Source organism: Paenarthrobacter sp. CAP02, assembly GCF_040137855.1.
GTDB lineage: Bacteria > Actinomycetota > Actinomycetes > Actinomycetales > Micrococcaceae > Arthrobacter.
In genome coordinates, this window is sequence record NZ_JBEEII010000016.1 from 44,256 (window position 1) to 63,735 (window position 19,480).

20 protein-coding genes and 1 tRNA gene are annotated in these 19,480 nt (G+C 63.3%); 7 read left to right on the forward strand and 14 right to left on the reverse strand.

From position 1 onward, the window contains the following. Positions 1–4: 4 nt before the first annotated feature. Positions 5–1,240: an MFS transporter gene (locus ABHM97_RS20365; protein WP_349472032.1), complete on the reverse strand. Its 1,236-nt coding sequence runs from the start codon at positions 1,238–1,240 to the stop codon at positions 5–7. Between the two features lie 190 nt (positions 1,241–1,430). Here ABHM97_RS20365 and ABHM97_RS20370 point away from each other — a divergent pair, with 190 nt between their 5' ends. From ABHM97_RS20370 to zapE, 4 genes are read left to right on the forward strand one after another with little or no spacing between them, the layout of a single operon-like run. Continuing rightward, entirely contained in the window at positions 1,431–1,937 is a 507-nt protein-coding gene (locus ABHM97_RS20370) for an Lrp/AsnC family transcriptional regulator (protein ID WP_502921313.1), read from the forward strand. A gap of 10 nt (positions 1,938–1,947) precedes the next feature. Then, the gene (locus ABHM97_RS20375) at positions 1,948–2,373 is read left to right on the forward strand and encodes a DUF1761 domain-containing protein (protein ID WP_235517004.1); all 426 of its coding nucleotides are present in this window, start codon (positions 1,948–1,950) and stop codon (positions 2,371–2,373) included. 10 nt (positions 2,374–2,383) lie between these two features. Next, on the forward strand, positions 2,384–3,379 hold the full coding sequence (corA, locus tag ABHM97_RS20380; protein ID WP_349472034.1) for a magnesium/cobalt transporter CorA: 996 nt from the start codon (positions 2,384–2,386) through the stop codon (positions 3,377–3,379). Further along, entirely contained in the window at positions 3,370–4,524 is a 1,155-nt protein-coding gene (gene zapE, locus ABHM97_RS20385; protein WP_349472035.1) for a cell division protein ZapE, read from the forward strand. Before corA ends, zapE begins: the two co-directional genes overlap by 10 nt. A 45-nt stretch (positions 4,525–4,569) precedes the next feature. On the opposite strand, the gene crcB is transcribed toward zapE, so the two are convergent. The 12 genes from crcB to galU all read right to left on the reverse strand — a co-directional run bounded on the left by crcB (position 4,570) and on the right by galU (position 13,173). Further along, positions 4,570–4,935 carry a fluoride efflux transporter CrcB gene (crcB, locus tag ABHM97_RS20390; protein WP_349472036.1) on the reverse strand — a complete coding sequence of 122 codons (366 nt, stop codon included), beginning with the start codon at positions 4,933–4,935 and terminating at the stop codon, positions 4,570–4,572. Further along, a complete protein-coding gene (locus ABHM97_RS20395) occupies positions 4,932–5,375 on the reverse strand; it encodes a fluoride efflux transporter FluC (protein ID WP_349472037.1) in 444 nt (147 codons plus the stop codon). The genes crcB and ABHM97_RS20395 overlap by 4 nt, the downstream gene beginning before the upstream one ends. Next, a complete protein-coding gene (locus ABHM97_RS20400) occupies positions 5,362–5,886 on the reverse strand; it encodes a universal stress protein (RefSeq protein WP_349472038.1) in 525 nt (174 codons plus the stop codon). The genes ABHM97_RS20395 and ABHM97_RS20400 overlap by 14 nt, the downstream gene beginning before the upstream one ends. Positions 5,887–5,946: 60 nt before the next feature. Further along, entirely contained in the window at positions 5,947–7,653 is a 1,707-nt protein-coding gene (locus ABHM97_RS20405; RefSeq protein ID WP_349472039.1) for an ABC1 kinase family protein, read from the reverse strand. 5 nt (positions 7,654–7,658) lie between these two features. Further along, positions 7,659–8,201 (reverse strand): PadR family transcriptional regulator, encoded by a 543-nt coding sequence (locus ABHM97_RS20410; RefSeq protein WP_235517017.1) that lies wholly within the window; start codon positions 8,199–8,201, stop codon positions 7,659–7,661. 105 nt (positions 8,202–8,306) lie between these two features. After that, a complete protein-coding gene (locus ABHM97_RS20415) occupies positions 8,307–8,837 on the reverse strand; it encodes a hypothetical protein (RefSeq protein WP_349472040.1) in 531 nt (176 codons plus the stop codon). A 32-nt stretch (positions 8,838–8,869) separates the two neighbouring features. Next, on the reverse strand, positions 8,870–9,559 hold the full coding sequence (locus ABHM97_RS20420; RefSeq protein WP_235517021.1) for a helix-turn-helix domain-containing protein: 690 nt from the start codon (positions 9,557–9,559) through the stop codon (positions 8,870–8,872). A gap of 144 nt (positions 9,560–9,703) precedes the next feature. Then, positions 9,704–9,776 (reverse strand) — tRNA-Ala (locus ABHM97_RS20425). Positions 9,777–9,812: 36 nt separating this feature from the next. Further along, positions 9,813–10,613, reverse strand: a complete 801-nt coding sequence (locus ABHM97_RS20430) for an SDR family oxidoreductase (RefSeq protein ID WP_349472041.1) — start codon at positions 10,611–10,613, stop codon at positions 9,813–9,815. Between the two features lie 9 nt (positions 10,614–10,622). Next, entirely contained in the window at positions 10,623–11,483 is an 861-nt protein-coding gene (locus ABHM97_RS20435) for a hypothetical protein (RefSeq protein WP_349472052.1), read from the reverse strand. A 151-nt stretch (positions 11,484–11,634) separates the two neighbouring features. Further along, positions 11,635–12,261 carry a GNAT family N-acetyltransferase gene (locus tag ABHM97_RS20440; protein ID WP_235517025.1) on the reverse strand — a complete coding sequence of 209 codons (627 nt, stop codon included), beginning with the start codon at positions 12,259–12,261 and terminating at the stop codon, positions 11,635–11,637. 6 nt (positions 12,262–12,267) lie between these two features. Then, positions 12,268–13,173 carry a UTP--glucose-1-phosphate uridylyltransferase GalU gene (gene galU, locus ABHM97_RS20445; RefSeq protein ID WP_235517027.1) on the reverse strand — a complete coding sequence of 302 codons (906 nt, stop codon included), beginning with the start codon at positions 13,171–13,173 and terminating at the stop codon, positions 12,268–12,270. Positions 13,174–13,304: 131 nt separating this feature from the next. Here galU and ABHM97_RS20450 point away from each other — a divergent pair, with 131 nt between their 5' ends. The 3 genes from ABHM97_RS20450 to cpaB all read left to right on the forward strand — a co-directional run bounded on the left by ABHM97_RS20450 (position 13,305) and on the right by cpaB (position 15,189). After that, complete coding sequence (locus ABHM97_RS20450; protein WP_349472042.1) at positions 13,305–13,907, forward strand: 5-formyltetrahydrofolate cyclo-ligase; 603 nt, start codon at positions 13,305–13,307, stop codon at positions 13,905–13,907. Positions 13,908–14,061: 154 nt separating this feature from the next. Then, positions 14,062–14,334 carry an FmdB family zinc ribbon protein gene (locus ABHM97_RS20455; RefSeq protein WP_235517030.1) on the forward strand — a complete coding sequence of 91 codons (273 nt, stop codon included), beginning with the start codon at positions 14,062–14,064 and terminating at the stop codon, positions 14,332–14,334. Between the two features lie 69 nt (positions 14,335–14,403). Beyond that, entirely contained in the window at positions 14,404–15,189 is a 786-nt protein-coding gene (gene cpaB / locus ABHM97_RS20460) for a Flp pilus assembly protein CpaB (protein ID WP_349472043.1), read from the forward strand. A gap of 23 nt (positions 15,190–15,212) precedes the next feature. Here cpaB and ABHM97_RS20465 read toward each other — a convergent pair whose 3' ends face one another. Beyond that, positions 15,213–19,376 carry a DUF4011 domain-containing protein gene (locus tag ABHM97_RS20465; RefSeq protein ID WP_349472044.1) on the reverse strand — a complete coding sequence of 1,388 codons (4,164 nt, stop codon included), beginning with the start codon at positions 19,374–19,376 and terminating at the stop codon, positions 15,213–15,215. Positions 19,377–19,480 lie beyond the last annotated feature (104 nt).

The following is a 19,480-nucleotide window of genomic DNA, read 5'->3' on the forward strand; positions in this document are numbered from 1 at the left end:
TCTGTCAGGCCCGCAGGGCGCTCCGAAGAGACACCGCTGCCAAGGCCAATGCCGCCACTCCGCAGAGGACCGTGAAACCCACGACGGCGGCCTGCAGCCCCAGCGATGAGACGGCCAGTCCCAGCCCAATCACCGGAACCGCGCTGCCTAAGTACGTGATCACGTAGACCGTGCTGATGACCTGTGCATGACGTGCCGCTTCGACTTTTCCGGCAACCTCGTTGAAGACCTGGCGGAAAGCAATGCCTTGGCCCGCTCCTGCCGTAATGCTGGCGGCCACAAGGAGCCACGGACTCGACCACGCAGCCGCTGCTCCCACCAGGACCACAGAGACACCCAGGACGGCCAATGCAACGGGGACCACGAATCGTCCACGGCTCCCCAGGAGTTGGCTTAGGGCCGAAGCGCCCAGGGTGACACCCGCCAGGGCTCCTATCAACGGCCGCGAATCGGCGTGTACAACCGTGGCGAAATATCCCGGCGCCAGGGACAAGCAAAAGCCGAACACTGCAAAGCTCAGGAATCCGGTGGCCGCTGCCATCCAGAAGGCACCGCGCGCGTCCTTGGAAATGGACGGCTTCCTGGGGGCAAGGACCTTCAATGGGCTGGGGCCTTCTGCCGGCGCGATGGCTGGCCTGGCCTTAAGCAACCACAGCGGTATGAGGGCAGCCAGCAGCACTGCGGAGTGAACGTAGTAGGGCGTACTTGTGGGGTCCGGCAGGAGCGACAACAGGCCGCCGATTGCCGGGCCTGCCGCTACGCCACCGGCTGAGGAGAGCAGCGTGAAACGTGACGCCCAGTCCGGCCTTTGGGGCAGCAATTCCCGGAGGGCAGCGGAGCTGGCACCGGTGGCCAGACCCACGGCCACGCCCTGGAGTGCCCGGCCCAGGGACAACGTCACCAGGCTGTCTGCGTTGGCGAAGATCATGCCGCCCACCAAACCCACCAACACAGCCAGGACCAGCGCAGCACGCCGTCCGATGTGGTCCGACCAGTGACCGGCCACCATGAGGACCGCAACCAACGCCAGGACGTAGCTTGAGAAGGCTATGGTCACGTCCAGGGAGGACAGCCCGATCCTGGTTTGGAGCAACGGGTACAGGGGCGTGGCGAGATTGGCGCCAACCAGCAGCGTGAAGATCACAACCCCGGCAAGGACCAGCCGGGCGGTGGTGGAGGCATCCCATCCCCAGCGTGCAGCGGTGGCCGGACGCATGCGGAGTTCGCTCAAGACAGTCATTTCCATGCCTTCGGGCTCGGTGGCCGGGCTGGGGAGTCCTTGTGGGAGAACCAGCACGACTGAACAGTGATGGCAATAGAATGCAATAGAGCTGCGCTCAAAGAAGCAAACAAGTACAAGAATTGATCAAAAGGCTCAAAGTGTAGCCCTCAGAGTGAGCTGGAGTGACCATTTGAACAGTCTTGACCCCATGGACCTGAAAATCCTGCTGGAACTCATCCGGGACCCCCGCATCCAGGTCGCCGAACTGAGCGAATCACTGGGCATAGCCCGCAACACTGCCCAGAGCCGCATCAAACGCCTCCTGCGCTCCGGAGTCCTGCAGGCAGCAGGCCGTGAAGTTGACCTCGAAAAGGTGGGGTACGACGTCGTCGCTTTCGTCACGATCGAGGTCACCCACCGGGAACTGGACGGCGTCATCGGGGCGTTGCGCCTGATACCGCAGGTGCTCGAAGTCCACGAAATCTCCGGCCGCGGCGATCTGTGGTGCCGGGTCGTTGCGACGGACACCCACAACCTCCAATCCGCCCTGCGCGCCGTCCTGCGTACCAAAGGAGTGATCAGGACCGAAACGGTGCTGGCCCTGCACACCCATATTCCCTACCGGACCGAGCCACTGATCGGACGGATGGCTGCAGCTCCAACACGCGGCAAGCCCGAAGGGCAGAGCCCCGGAGCGGCGGCCCGGGCCGACTAGGATTTCTTGCATGGATTGGCTTTCACACATCTCCCAGATCAATTGGCTCGCCGTGCTTTTGGCATTCGTTTCAAGCATGGTGATCGGCTTTGTCTGGTACATGCCAGCCGTTCTTGGAGGGCGGTGGATGCAGGCAATCGGCAAGACCGAAGACGATCTCAAGAACATTGAGGGCGGCGCCGGCATCTGGGTCCCCATGATGGTCGCAGCAGCCGTCACCAGCATCCTGCTGGCCATACTCATCAGCGCGCTGGGACTCAACACTTTCCTTGCAGGCGGCTTCTTCGCCCTCGTCATTGCCTTGGTTTTCCGCTCTGGCGGTCACGTTATCCATAACGGATTCGCAGGACGCCCCACGGCAGTGACGTTGATCGATTCGGGCCACGATCTGGTGGCCATGACTGTCGCCGGGGCCATCATCGGGGCCATGCAGTAGCGTTCAACCAGTGACCATCATCGACAATGCCGTATATGTGGACGGCGTACGCACTGCCACCCCCAGCAGCCTTGAGCAGACTTTCGAAACCCTCTCCAAGCACGGGGGTATGGCCTGGATAGGGTTGTACCGGCCAACACAGGCTGAAATGGAAGCGGTTGCCGCTGAATTCGGCCTCCATGACCTGGCCGTTGAAGACGCTGTCTCGGCGCACCAGCGCCCCAAGCTGGAGCGATACGACCACAGCCTGTTCACGGTGCTCCGCCCGGCCCGCTACCTGGACGAGACCGAGACGGTGGAATTCGGCGAACTCCATGTATTCACCGGTCCCAACTTCGTCGTCACCATCCGGCATGCCGAGACCGGTGGGGTGGCCCGTGTCCGCAGGCGCCTGGAAGAACGCCCCGATCTCCTGCGGCACGGTCCGGAAGCCGTACTGTATGCGCTGGTGGACCAGGTGGTGGACGATTATGCGCCCGTGATCGCCGGGCTGGAAAACGACATCGACGAGATTGAAGACCAACTTTTCAGCGGCGACAGTTCGGTCTCGCGCAGGATCTACGAACTCGCACGGGAAGTCATCCAGTTCCAACGGGCCATCCATCCCCTCCCCGAAATGATGGACCTCCTGAAAAGGGGCTTCGAAAAATACGGTGTGGACATCGAGTTGCAGCGTTCCCTGCGGGATGTCGAGGACCATGCACAGCGGGTGATTTCCCGTGCGAATTCGTTCCGGGACATCCTCCAGAACGCACTCACCCTGGACGGGACGCTCACGGCGAACCGCCAGAACGAAGCCAGTGCCGCACAAAACGAGCAGGTCAAGAAGATCTCCTCCTGGGCGGCCATTCTCTTCGCCCCGTCCTTCGTGGCAGGCGTCTACGGGATGAACTTCGACAATATGCCTGAGCTGCACTGGGAGTACGGGTATCCGCTGGCAATTGGCCTGATGTTCGGCGCCGCCCTGCTTATGTACCTCATCTTCAAGCGCAAAGGATGGCTGTGACACCAACCCTGGGGATCGGCCCGGCGGGACGTTCCGCCCGCCTCGCCATGGTTGACGACATAGCGGACGACGCCGGCCGCTCCGGTTTCGAGCTCGAGTACAGCCAGCGCCAAGCAGCCGAGCGGTTGGCGGCCTTTGGCGCACAACTGACCGGCCGCCGTCGTGCGCTGTCCCGGAAGGTGCCACGAAGCCTCTACCTTCACGGTCCCGTGGGCCGCGGCAAGACCTGGCTGATGGACAGCTTCTACGCCAGGTTGCCCGTTCGGAAGCGGCGGGTGCATTTCCACGATTTCTTCCGCTCGCTCCATGCCGGCACGCATGGGCCTGCTACGGGTAACGGAACCATGATCCAGCAGTCCGTTGATGCGCTGCTGGCTGACATCGATGTGCTCTTTTTTGACGAGTTCCATGTCCATGATGTCGGAGACGGCATGTTCATCGCCCGCCTCCTGCGGGATGCGGCCAAACGACGCATTCCCTTGGTGGTGACCTCAAACTACGCTCCGGACAACCTCCTGCCCAACCCCTTATGGCACGAGCATTTCGTGCCCACCATCCAGGCCATCAAAGACATGATGGACATCGTGGAGATCTCCGGCGCGTTGGATTTCCGGCGTGTACCTGCAGGCGCCGACTCCCCCGAGAACCCCTCGGAAGGGTTCCGGTCCGGCCGCATCATTACGCCCGGGACGCCCGCGCAACTGGGTCGCCTTGGCCTCTTCACACCTGCCCCGATCCAGAGCCGCGTTTTGACCCCCACCACGCATCCGATCGTCGTCAGGAATTCCGATCCGGATCTGCTCTGGGTGGGCTTTGACGAGCTGTGCGGAGGGCTGACGTCGCCCGCGGACTACCTTGCCCTGGCTGACAGCTACGCCACGTGGGTGATCGACGATGTTCCCTCACCAGCAGGAAACCACCCTTCGCTGGCGCCCGCCTGGCAGCGGTTCAGCAACGTGGTGGACGTGCTCCACGATCAGGACATCACACTGTTCCTGGTAGGCAAGGGTCCCCTGGACTGGGACGGCGCCGGTTCCGGAAGCGTTATGCCGGTGGATCTGGCACGTATCGCGAGCCGCCTGTCCCTGCTGACCCGAGACGAATCAGCCATGCCACTCGAACGCGGGGAATCCGCCGGTAGCTGAGCTTCCGGCGCCCGTCCTTGTGTCTGGAGGGCTCCACAAGCGCGGTCAAAGAACGGCGATCCACACGCCGGTTGCAGCGGCCAGAACGCTGGCGGCCATTGTTCCCAGCCCGTTGACCAGCGCCAAACCCGTTCGGCCGCTTTGGACCAGGCGAATGGTCTCCAGGCTGGCCGTACTGAACGTAGTGTAGCCACCGAGGAAGCCTGTGCCGGCGATCAGCAGCAGCGACTCGGGTGCCTGCCCACGCATGACAAGTCCGGCGAGGAAGCCCAGCAACAACGAACCGGAAACGTTGATCACAATGGTGCCCCACGGCAACGCGGTCCGGAAGCGTGCACGGACGAGTCCATCCACGACGAATCGGGCCGCCGCGCCCAGTCCGCCGGCGAGCGCCAGGAGGATGACAGTCACGGCGTCCGGCCTTTGACGAGCCTGTGCTGCCACGAACCCAACCAGATACCTGCCGTGGTAGCGGCAGCACCGCCCACGAGGCTGGCGGCAAGGTAACTCAACGCTGCGGGCGTGGTTCCCGCTGCGAACAAATGCACAGCGTCCACTGCCAAGGTGCTGTACGTGGTGTAGGCGCCCAGGAACCCCGTGCCCAAGGCGAGCCTGAGTACGCGGCGGCTTCCGACGTCGGGCCCCCTGCGTGACAATCCTTCGAGCAGTGCACCGAGCGCCAAGGCGCCTGTCAGGTTGATCACCAGGGTGGCAAGAGGCCACCCCCCTGGCGCCGGAATGACCAGGCCAAGGCCGTAGCGCGCCAACGCCCCCAGGACGCCCCCGCCAGCCACCGTTCCTATGAACCCCCAATGAAGGTGGACCGGTCGCTTGGCCTCAGTTGTCGTCATCGTCGGCCGGAACCCTGGGATTTACGGGGACAACCAGCACCGGACGGTCCTGACGGTGGCTCAGATGGCGGGCCACGGATCCGGAGGTCATTTCCTTAAGTGCGGACGCCAGCGTATGGTCCCGGGTGCCCACCACGATCAGGGACGCGTCCAGTGCATGGGCTTCACGGGCCAGCGCATGTGCGGGCTCCCCAGCGAGTGGCACCAGAGACCATTCGATGTCCGCCCCAGCGAGTTGGGCGGTCAACGATGCCTTCAGCGAGCGCGGAATGGCCTCGGAATCCTCATCAACACCGTCAGGATCTATGGGCGCCCAGGGACCCCCGGCGGTGCCATCAACCGGATAGACCGTAGCGTCAGCGTATGCGCACACCAGAGGCCGTCCCAGGAGGGCCGCCATGCGGGCAGCATGTTCAACCACGACGGGGTTCTGACCGGGCATGACGCCAAGCAGGACTGGGCCGATCAGGCTTCCGGGCTGGGGCGGGAGGCGTTCGGGAATGTCAGTCACACGGCAAGTCTAAAACGCGCTTCCGGGCGCACCTGCAACGCCTTGCCCGTTCCGCGCCCATCATCGACGGCGACCAGCCCACCAGCCGGCAAGCAGCGGCAGCAGCGAGCCGATCATCAGTACGGTACCCAGGGCAGGGTCGGTTGGCCGAAGGACGGCTCCCGCGATCAGGACGGCACCAAAGACCACCGCGCCCACGGCCCTGTGTGCCAGACGTATGAGGCGTGCCACTTGCCGTTCCAGCCGCCGGCTGGAAATCTGCAGCGTGCCGTCCTCGAGCTGCGTGACCACGGCGTCCAGGCGTTTGGGCAGGCGCAGGGCCACCACCGCGGCGTCCATTGCCTGGGCCGCCACATCCTTGGCGAGCCCGCCGCGCTCATCGCGGATCAACTGTGCCGCGTAAGGCTCCACGGAATCCCAAAGATTGAACCGGCTGTCCAGCGAGCTGCAAACCCCCGAGGTGAGGGACATGGCCCGGATGATGAGCAGGAAGTTCTCCGGCAACTGAAAGGGCAACGACCGGACCACCGTGCCGAACTCGGCACCAAAGTCACGGAACTCACGCGGATCCACGTCCCGCAATTCTGCAAAGCCCATCCCGCCGAACCTGTCGAAGAGCTGCGACATGGCCCGTTCAAGCTCAGGTTTGTCAGCCGAAGGCATCAGCACTCCGACGTCGCCGATAGCGTTCACCAGCCCCTTGCCATCACGGGATGCGGCCGCAATCAGCAGCTTGCGCAGGCCACTTCGAGTCCCCGGGGCCACCTCGCCCATCATGCCGAAATCGATGAACGTCAGCCGCCACGGATGTTCAGCCTGGCCTTTCGTTGGAGTGACGAAAATATTGCCCGGATGAGGATCTGCGTGGAAGAAACCGTTGGTGAACAGCTGGTCAAACATGACGGAGGCGAAAACCGGCGCGACCTCGGCAGGGTCAATCCCGGATTCCCGCAACGCCTCGGCGTCGGTGATTTTGATGGCCGTGACATCTTCAAGGGTGAGTACGCGTCTGGTTGTCCGCTCCCAGACGACGGCGGGCACCGTCACCCGCGCATCGTCGGCGAAATCAGCAGCGAATCGTTCCGAGTTCGCCGCCTCGTTCAAATAGTCGATTTCCTCGAGGCTGGTCTTCTCGAACTCTTTGATCAGGGCCGCCACATCGGCCCGGTCAGACACGATGCGGATGCGGCTCAGCCAGCCGCCCACCCTGCGCAAGGCGGCCAGGTCGACGTCGACAATTGCCTGGATGCCCGGGCGCTGAACCTTGAACACCACGCTGCTAAGCCCGGTGTCAGCGGCATTAGAGGGCAGGAGTTGTGCCCGGTGCGCCTGGCCGAGGGAGGCTGCGGCGATGGGCACTTCCTCGATCGAAGCAAAAACTGCCCCCAAGGGCGCGCCCAATTCGGCCTCAGCAAGGGAACGGATCGCGGGGAAAGGCACCGCAGGCACCTCATCCTGCAGCCCTTCCAACTCGGCAGTGATCTCCGGCGGAAGGACATCAAGGCGCGAAGACATGAACTGTCCCACCTTGATCATCAGGCCCCCAAGCTCAACCGCCAGGTCATGGAACCGTCGGGCGAAGGAGCGCATCCTGCGGGCCCGGTTCCGGTCCCCCACCCAACGCAGCCCCACCCGCGGCAGCAAGAGCTCAAACCACCACGTGACGGAAAGGTGCCAAGCGGCGAAACGCAGGATTCGGCGATAGCGGGCACGGGTATTACCCGCGCCCGGTACTGGATCTGCCCGATCGCGCCGAACCGACGTCACCCCTGTCAATCCTGGGCGAGGATGGAGTAGAGCCGTCGCCGTGCCTCTTCGAGCACGGTAACAGCTTCCTGCACCTGCTTGGGCGTCCCGGTGCGGCCCACCTGAGCCGCCGCCTGCGCAAGTGCCATCCCGGCTTTGGGAAGAGCACCGAACCCTGGGCCAGCCCCAGTACCCGACGACTCCCACGGCGCAGACGTTTCAGACTCAGCCAGATACTCCCGTCCGGCCTCCGTCAAAGAATGGATCTTGCGGCCGTTGGACTCCTCCGAGCTAATGAATCCTTCGTCGGCCAGCAGTTGCAGGGTGGGATAGACCGACCCCGCGCTTGGCTTCCAGCTCCCCTTGCTGCGCTCATCGATTTCACGAATGATCTGGTAGCCGTGCATGGGACGCTCTGCCAGCAGCGCCAGGACAGCCGTGCGGAGTTCGCCCCGCCCTGCCCTGGTGCCGGACCGTTTCTCAAACCGGGAACGAAACTCGTCAACGGCCTGCCACATCCCATCAAAACTGTTGCCCATGAATCCGCCTGCGGGGAATGAATCCTGCATCTTGCCCACCTCAATACGTTGCGAACGATACTGAACGATAGTTAACGATATGCCGCAGGCCGGGCGCAGACAATGGGGTTTTCTGGTCGAATGCGGCCGGGTCGGTCAAAACGATTTGAGGCGGTTAGCCGGTGGCAGACTGTGATTGACGGCAAGTATGTGGAGTGCGTCCATGGCCTGTGTTCGGTCGGCTGGGTCCAGCAGCTGCCACGATCGGTGCCCCGGGTCGGCCAGTTCTTTGTGCAGGGAAAGAACCCGTGACCTATCGCTACCCTTCATTTGGGCCGAAGTGACCAGCGGCGTTCTGAGGGTCGCGCAGATGACGACTGCATCGTCGAGGTGCCGGTCCCTGTCGCGGGAGTCTTCGCGGTAGGCCGCGCCTTTCAAGACCAACGCCCCGAGGGCATTCGGGATGCTGATGAGGACAGGTGGGTCGTCGTCGACGGCCAAGCGGCAGTTCACGGTCCGCTGCAGCGCCTGCGTGCCTCCGGATACCTGGAACGGTTTGCGTCCGCCGAGGGCCGGAATCTTTACCGGGGCCAGATGGTCGGCCACCATCACGTCGATCTGCTGCTTGTGGCCATGGCGATAGCCAGCCTCCCTGGGGTAGGGGCACGTCCCAGGTCTCGCGGTCATGGGTTGCTTCGGCGACGGCGTCCGGTTCAGCTTCAGACATGGAGCAGTTCGTTGATGACTCGCTGTCCGGCACTGCGTTCGCGGGTTGCCAGTGAATCCATGAGGTCTACTGCAATGGCTGCCATGGGTGCCCGGCCATCGGCGAAGGGTTCATGCAACTCGACTTCACGAATGATGGCGTTGCCGTCAGGATCTTCAACCAAGCCGAATGCATCCGCGAGGGCGGCTACGTCGCCGATCATGACATAGCCTTCGGCAGTCCCGCTCCCGCCAGCCATCCCGAAAGTCTCTGCAATGGATTCTTCGCGCGTGGCCGAGGCACCACTCGGGATCAGATAGTCGTTAAGTGCGGCCAGCCCGTCGGGTGTAGCCCTGTAGCGGTGGGTCTTGTCCTTTTTTCGGGCAAGAACACGAACGGCGTCTGCGTCCAGCTCTCGTAGTCGGCTCTTCAACCGGGATTTCTCCGAAGCGCTGATCCACGTGGGGTTCTGACCAGAGAGCATCGCCAGTGCAGCCCATGCAGTCTTGGCCGCCCAGGCGCGGCCGCGCCGGGTGCCGGCATGGGTCAGACGCTCTACCGACGATCGATCGATGAGTAGCACGCGGCCAGCACGACCACTGGCCGTCAGCCGGCCAGAGTCGATCAGGTCATGAACTGAAGCGCGGGTGATGCCCAGCCTGTCCCCAACCTCCGCGACGGTTATTCCGTCCACCTTCTGCATACACTAAACCCTACGGGCGTAGGGCTTAGTGTCAATAGCTGGGCAGATTTTGGCGTTAGGAGAAGCGACAACAGTCCGGCCTACCGCAGCTCTCAGGCAGATCAAGTGTTGCGGTTCGCACTCAGGAAATCAGACCGCAAAGTGTGGAGCTAAGGAGATTCGAACTCCTGACCTCTTCGATGCGAACGAAGCGCTCTACCAACTGAGCTATAGCCCCCTGGGTCCGGCTTGATGCCGGACCAGTGTCCCTAGGCTATAAAGTTTCGCGGCGCTTTTCCAACCACGACACGAACGTCTCGGAACCAACCCTTTGTTCGGGGACCAGGTTATGGCCTGCACGCAGGTAAGCGCCCATCGGGCCCGGCAGCGGCAGCCCGATGATCTTTCCGCGGGCGCCCGTGACGCGTTTCCAATCCTCCGCCATCTGCCGCATGGTGAGCTCCTCCGGGCCACCTACAGTGCGGACACTGTGCGGTGGAGCCCCCGACTCAGACGTGGCTGCTTCGAGCAGGGAGGCCGCGGCATCCGCCGGCGAGATGGTCTGGAACCTGGCGCCGTTGAAAGTGGGGACGAGCCCTAGTCGCGCGCCTGCGGCGAAGACCATCGCGATGAGGCTGTGGAACTGTGGGGCCCGGACGACCACGGTTTGCAGCGGCGACTCGGCGTACGCGCGCTCCTTTTCGGCCTTGGAAACGTAATACGAATAGGTGCTCAGATCGCAGTTGATGATCGACAGCGCCACAATCCTGGCCACCCCGGCCAGGTGGGCAGCCGCGGCGAGGCGCGCGCCGCCGTCGGCGAATTGCTTTTTGGCTTTGCCGAACTGTCCCTCAAGGCAATCAATAACGACGTCGGTACCCGTCAGGGCGGCGGCCAGCCCGTCGCCCGTGGTGACGTCGGCAGCGAAGTAGGTTACGCCGTCGAGACGATCCGCCGAGGCCATGGCTGGCACGTGGCGGCTGAGAACGGAGACCGTGTGCCCAGCAGCCACGGCGAGGCGGACAACTTCCCGGCCAACCTGGCCGGTGCCCCCTGCAACGCAGATGCTGGTCATGGAGGGCTGTTAGGCGCGACGGCGCTGAAGGACGTCATCCAGGTTGCTGAGCGCGCTCTGGCTCTTGACGGAAACCGCAGCGGCCTCGGCCTGCTCGGCGTTCTGCTTCAGGATGGGCTTGCCCACGGGCTTGGGTGCTTCCGGGAGATCCAGCGGCTCAGGTGCCGGGCGGGCTGCTTTCGCGGCATCGACATATGTGGGCTTCGGGACCTCGACAGGCTTCCAGCTTGCGCCCTTGGATTCCTGGGCAGACTTGGCCGAGTGATCCCCGGCGGCAACGGCAACTGCCAGCGCGGCTTGACGCAGTTCATCAGCTGTAGGCCGGCTGGCTTCGCGGCTGGCGGCCTCGGCATCGAAGACGGTGGTCGCCTTGGGCTCGGCCGGCTCTTCCTTTGGCAGGTAACGGGCGGGAGTCGGGATCGGCGCTGCCTGCGCTGCACGCCGCGCGCGTCGTTCGCGCAGGTCCCGAAGGGCAAGCCTGCGCAACACGACGACGGCGACTACCGCACCGACCAGCGAGACGAGCGGCAACCACAGCGATCCCTTACCGAAGAGGCTAAGGATGCCTGAAACGATCGCCGTCAAGAGCAGGGCAAGGCCCGACAACGCCAACGTAAAGCGGGCGTACCGAATTGTGAAGGGTGTGGAGGACGAGTTCCGGGCATCAGTTTCGGCCGCTGAGGATCCCTGGGGCGACGCCGGTGCTGTCCTGTGCATGGTCTCCATCGGTTTCTCCTGCTGAGGTGCCAAAGTCAGTACCACCCCTGCCTGCGGTTCGTCTGGTTCGTCGTCGATTGCGTCTGCTGGAACAGCCACTGTTTGGACTTGCGAACGCCTGTTCCGTAAAACATAAGGCGCCACCCAGACCATCCACAGCGCGACAGCGACCACGAGTATCACTGAGCTGCTGAGAGGGAAGTCCACATTCAAAACCGTAGAAGCAAATGACCGGGGGCGGCGGCATTGAGGCCGGTGTGTCGTGGGCGAGTCCGCAAATGACTGGAGTTAGGGCCGAAAAGGCCTATGACCTGCCCGTTTGTCCGCTGAGCCACCTGCGCAGGAGTCCTTCGGGAACTTCATCGGAAGTAAGTGCAAAGGAACGGTGGTCGGCCCACTCGCCATTGATGTGCAAGTACCGTTCCTTGTAGCCCTCATCGCGGAAACCCAGTTTCTCCACAACCCTGAGGCTTGGCGCGTTTTCCGGGCGGATATTGATTTCCATGCGGTGCAGGCCCAACACGCGGAAGCAATGGTCTGTCGCCATCGCAACGGCCGTCGGAGCGATGCCATGCCCGGCGCGGTCCCTATCCACCCAATAGCCCAGGGTAGCCATCATGGCCGAACCCCAGACAATTGACGATACCGTCAACTGGCCTACGATTTTCGGTTCACGGAAGCCGGGCGTCCGCTCGACAATGACAAATGGCAGCGCGGTGGACTGACGGGCCTGGTCGTTCAGGGAGCCCACCATCTGGCGGTAGCTGGGAAGGCGCCCACCCGGAGCCGGGTTGGACGCCTCCCATGGCGCCAGCCATTCACTGTTGCGTGAACGTACTTCGGTCCACTCCCGCTTATCGCGGTAGCGGATGGGCCGCAGCAACAGGTCTCCGCTTTCCAGCGTCACCGGCCAGATCGCAGAGCCGTACATCCGTTGTTACTTGGGAAGCGCTGCAGTGAAGTTCGGCAGCCACTCGCGCAATTCGGGACCGAGGTCCTCACGTTCGCAGGCAAGCTCGATGCAGGCCTTGAGGTAGCTAAGTTTGTCGCCGGTGTCGTAGCGGCGGCCGCGGAATACAACGCCGTACACGCCGTAGCCTTCGCCCTCGCCCGCAGCCAGTACCTCCAGTGCGTCCGTCAGCTGGATTTCCCCGCCACGGCCCGGTCCGGTCTTCTCCAGGACCTCGAACACGGCCGGGTGGAGGACGTAGCGGCCAATGACGGCCAGATTTGATGGAGCTTCTTCCGGCGAAGGCTTCTCCACGAGCTGCTTGATGCGCACGTAGCCGTCCTCGCCTTCGTCCTCCACGTCCGCGCAGCCGTAAGCGCTGATCTTTGAGGGCTCAACTTCGATGAGGGCCACCACGGATCCGCCGGTCTTCTGCTGGACAGCAATCATCTCGCTGAGCAGGTCGTCCTTCGGATCGATCAGGTCATCACCAAGGAGCACCGCGAACGGTTCGTGGCCGACGTGCTGCTTTGCACGAAGGACTGCATGGCCGAGCCCGTTGGCGTCGCCCTGGCGAACGTAGTGGATGTCGCCCAGGTTGGTGGCCGACTGAATGGCCTCCAACTTGGCAGTGTCACCCTTTTCGGCAAGCGTGGCCTCAAGAGCCGGCACACGGTCGAAGTGATCTTCAAGGGCGCGCTTGCTGCGCCCCGTGATCATGAGGACGTCGTGCAGGCCCACCTTAACGGCTTCTTCGACGACGTACTGGATGGCTGGCTTATCAACCACGGGCAGCATTTCCTTGGGCATCGCCTTTGTTGCAGGCAGGAACCTGGTGCCAAGGCCCGCTGCGGGGATGACGGCCTTACGGACAGCATTGTTATCGAGAGTCACCGGACTAATCTAACGGAAGGAAGACATCAACGGCTAAACCCCGCCGCACCGAAAGAGGGTTTTTTGTTTCAGGGAAGGGCAGCCCTCCTGCTCCTTCCGGTGTTACGTACGGACCCAAAGAACGGATACATATGGCAACGAAGGAAGAGATCCGGAGCAGCCGCCGGCTTCACAGGCGAAACCTGGCGCCGGAGCAGATTGCAGCCGCCGGCGCGTCTATAGCCCGGCACGGCACGGAATGGGCAGCAACAAGGGCCCCCGCCACCGGCACTTTTGCGGTCTACGTTGGAGTCGCTTTCGAACCCCCCACGCTGCCGCTGATTCAGGCGCTGCACGACGCCGGGCACCATATCCTGCTCCCGGTCTGCGAGCCGGAAAGGCAACTGAGTTGGGTGTATTGGACGCCGTCGACCGTGTTCGTGCGGTCCTCCTACGCCCCCATCGACGAACCCGAGGGCGAACGGCTGGAAAGTTCGGTCGTGGCCGACGCCGCAGGGATTTTCATGCCGGCTACGGCTGTTGACCGGGACGGAAACAGGATCGGCCAAGGAGGTGGCTACTATGACCGGCTCCTCCAGGGACTCGACGCATCCGGCCAGCGGCCGCCCACCATCGCTGTGGTGTACGACGACGACCTGTTGCCTTCCGGTTCCATACCCGCCGAAGCTTTCGACCGCCCCGTGCGGGAAGTGCTCACGCCCTCCGGAACCGTTCGCCTCGACGGCCCGGAATAGGTGGCCCCGTTTCGATGTTATGAGCTTCAGTCCGGCACGAATGCTGCAATGGCGCCGGATGATAGAATTGGCACTCAGGCCCTGCGACTGCTAACCCGGAGACGCTCCGGATGCGTGGCACAGGACCTGAACCATGTCCTGAAGGAGGAATTCAGTGCCCACTTACGCATACGCCTGCAAAGACTGTGACCATGCCTTTGACATCGTCCAGTCCTTCTCTGACAGCTCCTTGACGGAGTGCCCCGAATGCAAGGGAGCGCTTCGGAAGAAGTTCAACAGCGTTGGCGTTGTTTTCAAGGGCTCCGGTTTCTACCGCACTGACTCCCGCGACGCCAAAGGAAGCACGGTTTCGGCCGCTCCCGCAGCGCCCGCACCTGCGTCGTCGGCTCCCGCCGCGACTCCGGCACCGGCAGCCGCAGCCAGCTAAGCGCTCCCTTTTCCACATAGCCCAGCCTGGCACTGTTTCCGTGGGTGCCGTGCTCGCTAGCGTGGCTGCATGCCACATCAGTCACGAAGCACCCTCCTTGCCCGGGCAGAGCGATCAGCGGCAGCCGCTGGTAAATGGTCTCCCCCATCGCGTATGCCGCTGCGCGCCCCCCTTGATTCCAGGTTCAGCCAAAACCGTCCGGGCAACCCTCGTGGCCTGAAGCGCAGGTTCGGATCCTTGATCGGACGAAACCGCCGCCTCACTGTCGCGCTCCTGCTCTGCCTGGCTGCAGGTATCGCAGTCCAGCAGTTCACGCCCGCTTCTGAGCAACGCGTCAACGTACTGGTGGCTGCCCGGGACCTCCCCGGCGGAGCCAACCTGGCCGCCTCCGACTTCACGACCATTCCTGTAACCCAGGGTTTGGCAATCCCCACCGCATTTGAGGACCCTGGCGCCCTTGCAGGGCGTCAGCTCGCTGCACCCCTTGGCCGGGGCCAGATCCCCACGGAGTCCAGCCTGCTGGGTCCTGGCTTGCTCACCGGAACACCGCCGGGCACGGCAGCGGTTCCACTCCGGATGGCCGACCCTTCATCCATCCAGTTGCTCTCCCCCGGCCAGTTGGTGTCCGTGGTCCTTACCGCAGCCGGATCCTACGATGAGTCCCGCGAAAGCCAGGTCCTGGCTGGTCCTGTTGCCGTGCTGTGGACCTCTGCCCAAGGCGGGAAGGCCGGGGAGTGGCTCGGTACGGGTGACAACGACGGCCTGGTGGTTGTGGCTGCCGACCCCCAGCAAGCAGAAAAGCTTGCCGGCGCATCAACGCAGGGCAAGCTTTTCTTTGTACTGGTCAGCCCGTGAAAGGACGTTCCATCAGGCTGGCATCAGCCCCAGTGCGGGGGCTTTTGCTCCTTGAGCCACTCCTCGTGGTCATAACCGGACTCGTCTCCCCAACGGCGGGGGTCGTCCTCTGCAGCCTTGGTTGGAAGAATGCCCTGCGGGGCCGGCTTGGCTGGAACAGCCTTCGACTCCTCCGAGCCCTCAGCGCCGGCCTGGCCGGCATCCTCCGAGCGCTCCGCAGCGCTGTCTTCCCCGCCGGTTACTTGTTCCGTCATTGGTGCTTCTTTTCCGTTGTCGGCTGCAGCATCGGCCGGCTTGGAGCCAACCTCGCTCCTGCCGGCCGCCCTTCGTGCGCTGGGCGCGAAGGAAGGCGGTGCTTTGTCAAGGTTCAATTGTTCAACATCCACGTCCAGGAAGCCATGCTGGGGAGAGGAAGCGAGCTGCGGGATGTGGTTTTCCAGTCCCAGGTAGGATCCGATGCGGTCGGCGCAGGACGACGGGTCCGTGAACACTTCGATCGTCCACAACGACATGTACCGCCACCCCATGCGCTCCAGCAGTTGTGGCCGCAGACGGCTTCGCTCGCGCACGCTCATACGCCTGTAGCGTTCGGTGCCATCGGATTCGATGGCCACCGGGGTGGGGATCTCAGCGCCTTCCCTGCCAATGGTGTGCACCGGATCCGCGGCGGCAGCGATGTCCAGCACGCCATCGTAGAGATGCCACACACGTGCTCCACGAGCACGCAACCGCTCCCCAAGATCTGCCACCAAGGGATCTTCACCCAGCGCTTGTTCGCTGGCCACGGCGCGGGAAGCAGGCGTTCCAAGATTGCTGTTTCCAGAGAGTTCGCGGTCCAGCAATTCGTAGAAGTCCACGGCACCGTGAGCCAATCGATCCTGGTCAAGGTCTTCGGGGCGGAAGCACGTCAGCACGTGCATGGACCGCCGGGCACGGGTCATTGCCAAAGCAAAGCGGTTACGCCCGCCTTCGGTGGACAAAGGCCCGAAGGAGTGGAGCGCACGCCCGTGAGGTGTGCGACCGTAGCCGAGGGAGAAAATGACGTGATCCCGCACCAAGCCCTGGGCGCGCTCCAGGTCCACTACCCTGAAGGACTCTGGACCGGCTCCGAAGAACGTGGACAGGAGGGGATGGTTTGGCAGTTGAAGCCTGATGGCCTCACCGATCCTGGCCGCGTGGCGAAGGCTGGCCGTTACTACGGCCAAGGATGTGCGGGGACGAAGCCTGGCGTGTTCGAACACCAGGTCCACCACACGGTTGACTTCCGCGGTGACGGACTCAACGCCTTCGTGGTCAGCACCCGGGAGGCCAGTGCCATCGGGGATGTATTCCACCAAGATCGAACGGTCCAGGCCGGTGACGGAATTGCCGTCGGGCAGGCGCCGCAATCCACCGTCGTAGTAGTTCTTGCTCAGTTGGAGGATCAGGTCCTCGTCCACGGCACGGTAAACCCAATTCAACTGCCATGTGGGCAGCACGCGGGCAAGCGCCTTGAAGGCGCTGTCCACAACCTCGTGGCTGGTGACACCGGCAACGGGAGGTTCCACGGCAACGCTGAAAGTGCGGGCGTTGGCGATCTTTGCATCTCCGAAGGCCACTACCTGCTGTGCCCGGGCAATGGCAGGAAGAACTGCTTGCAGGGAAGTCGACTCAGCGTCGATGATCACCACAGCATCAAACTTTTGTTCCGCAGGAAGCACTCCGGTCAGCAGGTAAGGGCTGACCGACCAGACCGGCACCAGCAGCGGAACAAGGTCCGGCGCCTGGGCGCTCAGTGCTGGCAGCGTCACGCGTCCATCCTTCAACAGGGCACGAAGCAACTCGGCCTGCCGCGGGTGTTCGAGGATGCCCTGACGCCATTTCTGGGCCAGCTGCCAACGAAGCCTGGCAGCACCACTGGCGATGTGGGCCTGGTCCGCAAGACGGTATTCGGCCTCGAGCCGGCGCAGCGAATCACCATCGGACATAGCAAGGTAGTCGTCGCCGCTGATCATGGCTTCCAGCGCAGACTGCCACCAGGCAAGGTCCAGCTCCGCGGCCACAGAGGGTGCCGGGACTTCGCGCGCAGCGAGGTCAGCGAGCAACTCGCCAAGACCGTGCTCGCGCATTTCCTCAATCAGCAGCGTCCGCTCGGGCAGGGTCTCCAAGGTGGCTGTGTCCGCTACAAGGCGTTCCAACCGCTCCATGAGCTCCGGGTACGGCGTCTGGTGCAGGGAGCCTCCGGCAGCAGTGTGCTTGAGGGCTGCGCCGAGCCGGTGCAGTTCGCCGTCCAATTCCCGGTAAAGAGCACCGAGGTCGGCAAGGCCGGACGGCACAGCCGGGTGACGCTGGGTCGTCGCGTAGCCGGCCCACAGGGCTCGCTGTTCCTGGACGAGTACCAGCGAACTGTGGAGGTCCGCGATGTGGACGCCGGGCCGCACGTATTCCTTGGCTACGCGCCGCAGCCTGGAGCGCTGCATGGACGGCATTTCCAGGTTTCGTTCACGTCGCCATGCGGAGCTGGCTGTCGCGGAGATGAGGTCATGGACAGGCCGGTCAAAGATGTCCGGGGTGAATTTGTCCAGGCTTTCCCGCACGGCAATCAGCAGTTCAAGTTGGGCTCCCCATTCGGTGAACGTTTCGCCCAACCTGATTTCGGCGTGGTCGGAGACCTGCTTCATGCGGTCACGCAGGATGGGGAGTTTCTCCTCAGCCAAACGAACCAATTGCTGGGCTTCTTCTGTCTCCTTGCGGGTCACCAGGCGTGCGCCATACCAGGGGCTGGAAGTCGAGGCTCGGCTAAAGCTGCCCAGTTCGGCCGCACGGCGCAACCGGCCGGCAAGTTCCTCGCGGTCCTTGATGTTGTCCAGGACGCTGCGCTTCAACCGCACCGTCGTGGATGGCGCGGGGTGGATGGACGTCAATTCGGCGAGCGATTGCATAGCCTGGTACGGCGAGCAACCCCAGCGTTCACGGACATTGTGCAGGGATGCCACGTGGTCCATCAGGGCATGCCGGTGCTCGATCAACGTCTGGTGAAGGTTACCCAGCTGAGGCTCAAGGGCCTTCTCGCTGCGCATGATGGCACGGACCAATTGGCCCTTAAGCTGCTGCGGCGTTGTTCCATTGCCCGGTCGGAAGAACATCGAATCAAGGCCCAGCGACTCCAGGTGCGCGGACAAACCAGCAAGGCTGGACTGCCTGTCCCCCACCACCATCACGGACTTGCCTTCGCTGACCAAGGCACCGATGGCGTTGATAGCGGTCTGTGTTTGCCCGCTTCCCGGCGGAGTGCTGACAACAAGGGAATCTCCGGCCCGCACTGCGTCCACCACGTACTGCTGGTCCGTGTCGGCGTCGAGCAGGAGGAGCTCATCGGCTGGATCCCGCTGGTCAAGATCGGGAAACCTGCCCGCTTTGATGGGGTCAGGCTCAATGTCGCCACCGTTGGCTGCACTGGCCAAAGCGGCCACAGTGGGGTTGTTCGTGTTGATCCACGGGTCATCCAGGTTCCCCGAAAGGTCAGCCAAGGTGGTGACGAGCAGGTTGAACTCCACCTCCGCGCCGTGAATGGGCTGGACCAGGGTAGCCAAGCGGTCCAAAACCGGCTGGGGGTCGAGCCTTGCGGTGTTGTAGGCCATGCGTGCGACCGCATTGACGTCAAAGACGATGCCGTGCACCGTTTTCAGGTGCCGAACCAGGGCCGGGTTCATACGGGCTTGTTCGGTGAGCTGGAGCTCGAAGTCGTCCTCGCCCGGCCGGACGGTGAGGACAATGGACGTAAGCATGACCGGCGCGGAAACGCGCTGGGGCTTCCCACCTACTGCCGATGTCCACACCACGGTACCGGCGGACAAGTATCCGGCTTCGATACCGCGGTCGTTGCTGAGCTCGAAAATTTTGGACCGGATATTCCGGGCTGCCCGGGCAGCGACCAAATACTGTTGCCTGTCCCTGATCAGAGTGGACAGACGCGTCCTGCGGCCCGCGAGCAGCTGGGCGAGGCCCGACGGGTGTGCATTGCTGAGGTCAATGGCGCCTTCCGGGGTCTTAACGAAGCGCAGCATCGTATCTGCCCCGGTAACGGGCTTAAGACCGGACAGCCATTTCCTGAGCTCCTCGGAGCCCTCTTCCTGGCCTAGACCTAATGACACAACTTCTGCCTTCTTTTCTGTACTAGCTTTAGACGCCCTGGACCATACCGGCATACTTTCGAGGGTAGCCGGAATACCCCGCCAGCCCACTTCGCAACGCTGTTCCGACGCGAAATTCGCCGCCAGTTCGCAACGAACTGGCCCTCAGAGGCTCACGA

What these genes read in the sequence shown, in the direction of transcription:
- ABHM97_RS20395 (WP_349472037.1), bottom strand. Translation starts at nt 5,375, where the DNA reads ATGACGACAACTGAGGCCAAGCGACCGGTCCACCTTCATTGGGGGTTC.
- ABHM97_RS20450 (WP_349472042.1), top strand. Translation starts at nt 13,305, where the DNA reads ATGGCAACGAAGGAAGAGATCCGGAGCAGCCGCCGGCTTCACAGGCGA.
- ABHM97_RS20375 (WP_235517004.1), top strand. Translation starts at nt 1,948, where the DNA reads ATGGATTGGCTTTCACACATCTCCCAGATCAATTGGCTCGCCGTGCTT.
- ABHM97_RS20410 (WP_235517017.1), bottom strand. Translation starts at nt 8,201, where the DNA reads ATGCAGGATTCATTCCCCGCAGGCGGATTCATGGGCAACAGTTTTGAT.
- ABHM97_RS20370 (WP_502921313.1), top strand. Translation starts at nt 1,431, where the DNA reads ATGGACCTGAAAATCCTGCTGGAACTCATCCGGGACCCCCGCATCCAG.
- ABHM97_RS20420 (WP_235517021.1), bottom strand. Translation starts at nt 9,559, where the DNA reads ATGCAGAAGGTGGACGGAATAACCGTCGCGGAGGTTGGGGACAGGCTG.
- cpaB (WP_349472043.1), top strand. Translation starts at nt 14,404, where the DNA reads ATGCCACATCAGTCACGAAGCACCCTCCTTGCCCGGGCAGAGCGATCA.
- ABHM97_RS20465 (WP_349472044.1), bottom strand. Translation starts at nt 19,376, where the DNA reads ATGCCGGTATGGTCCAGGGCGTCTAAAGCTAGTACAGAAAAGAAGGCA.
- ABHM97_RS20415 (WP_349472040.1), bottom strand. Translation starts at nt 8,837, where the DNA reads ATGACCGCGAGACCTGGGACGTGCCCCTACCCCAGGGAGGCTGGCTAT.
- zapE (WP_349472035.1), top strand. Translation starts at nt 3,370, where the DNA reads ATGGCTGTGACACCAACCCTGGGGATCGGCCCGGCGGGACGTTCCGCC.
- ABHM97_RS20365 (WP_349472032.1), bottom strand. Translation starts at nt 1,240, where the DNA reads ATGACTGTCTTGAGCGAACTCCGCATGCGTCCGGCCACCGCTGCACGC.
- ABHM97_RS20430 (WP_349472041.1), bottom strand. Translation starts at nt 10,613, where the DNA reads ATGACCAGCATCTGCGTTGCAGGGGGCACCGGCCAGGTTGGCCGGGAA.
- ABHM97_RS20435 (WP_349472052.1), bottom strand. Translation starts at nt 11,483, where the DNA reads ATGGTCTGGGTGGCGCCTTATGTTTTACGGAACAGGCGTTCGCAAGTC.
- ABHM97_RS20440 (WP_235517025.1), bottom strand. Translation starts at nt 12,261, where the DNA reads ATGTACGGCTCTGCGATCTGGCCGGTGACGCTGGAAAGCGGAGACCTG.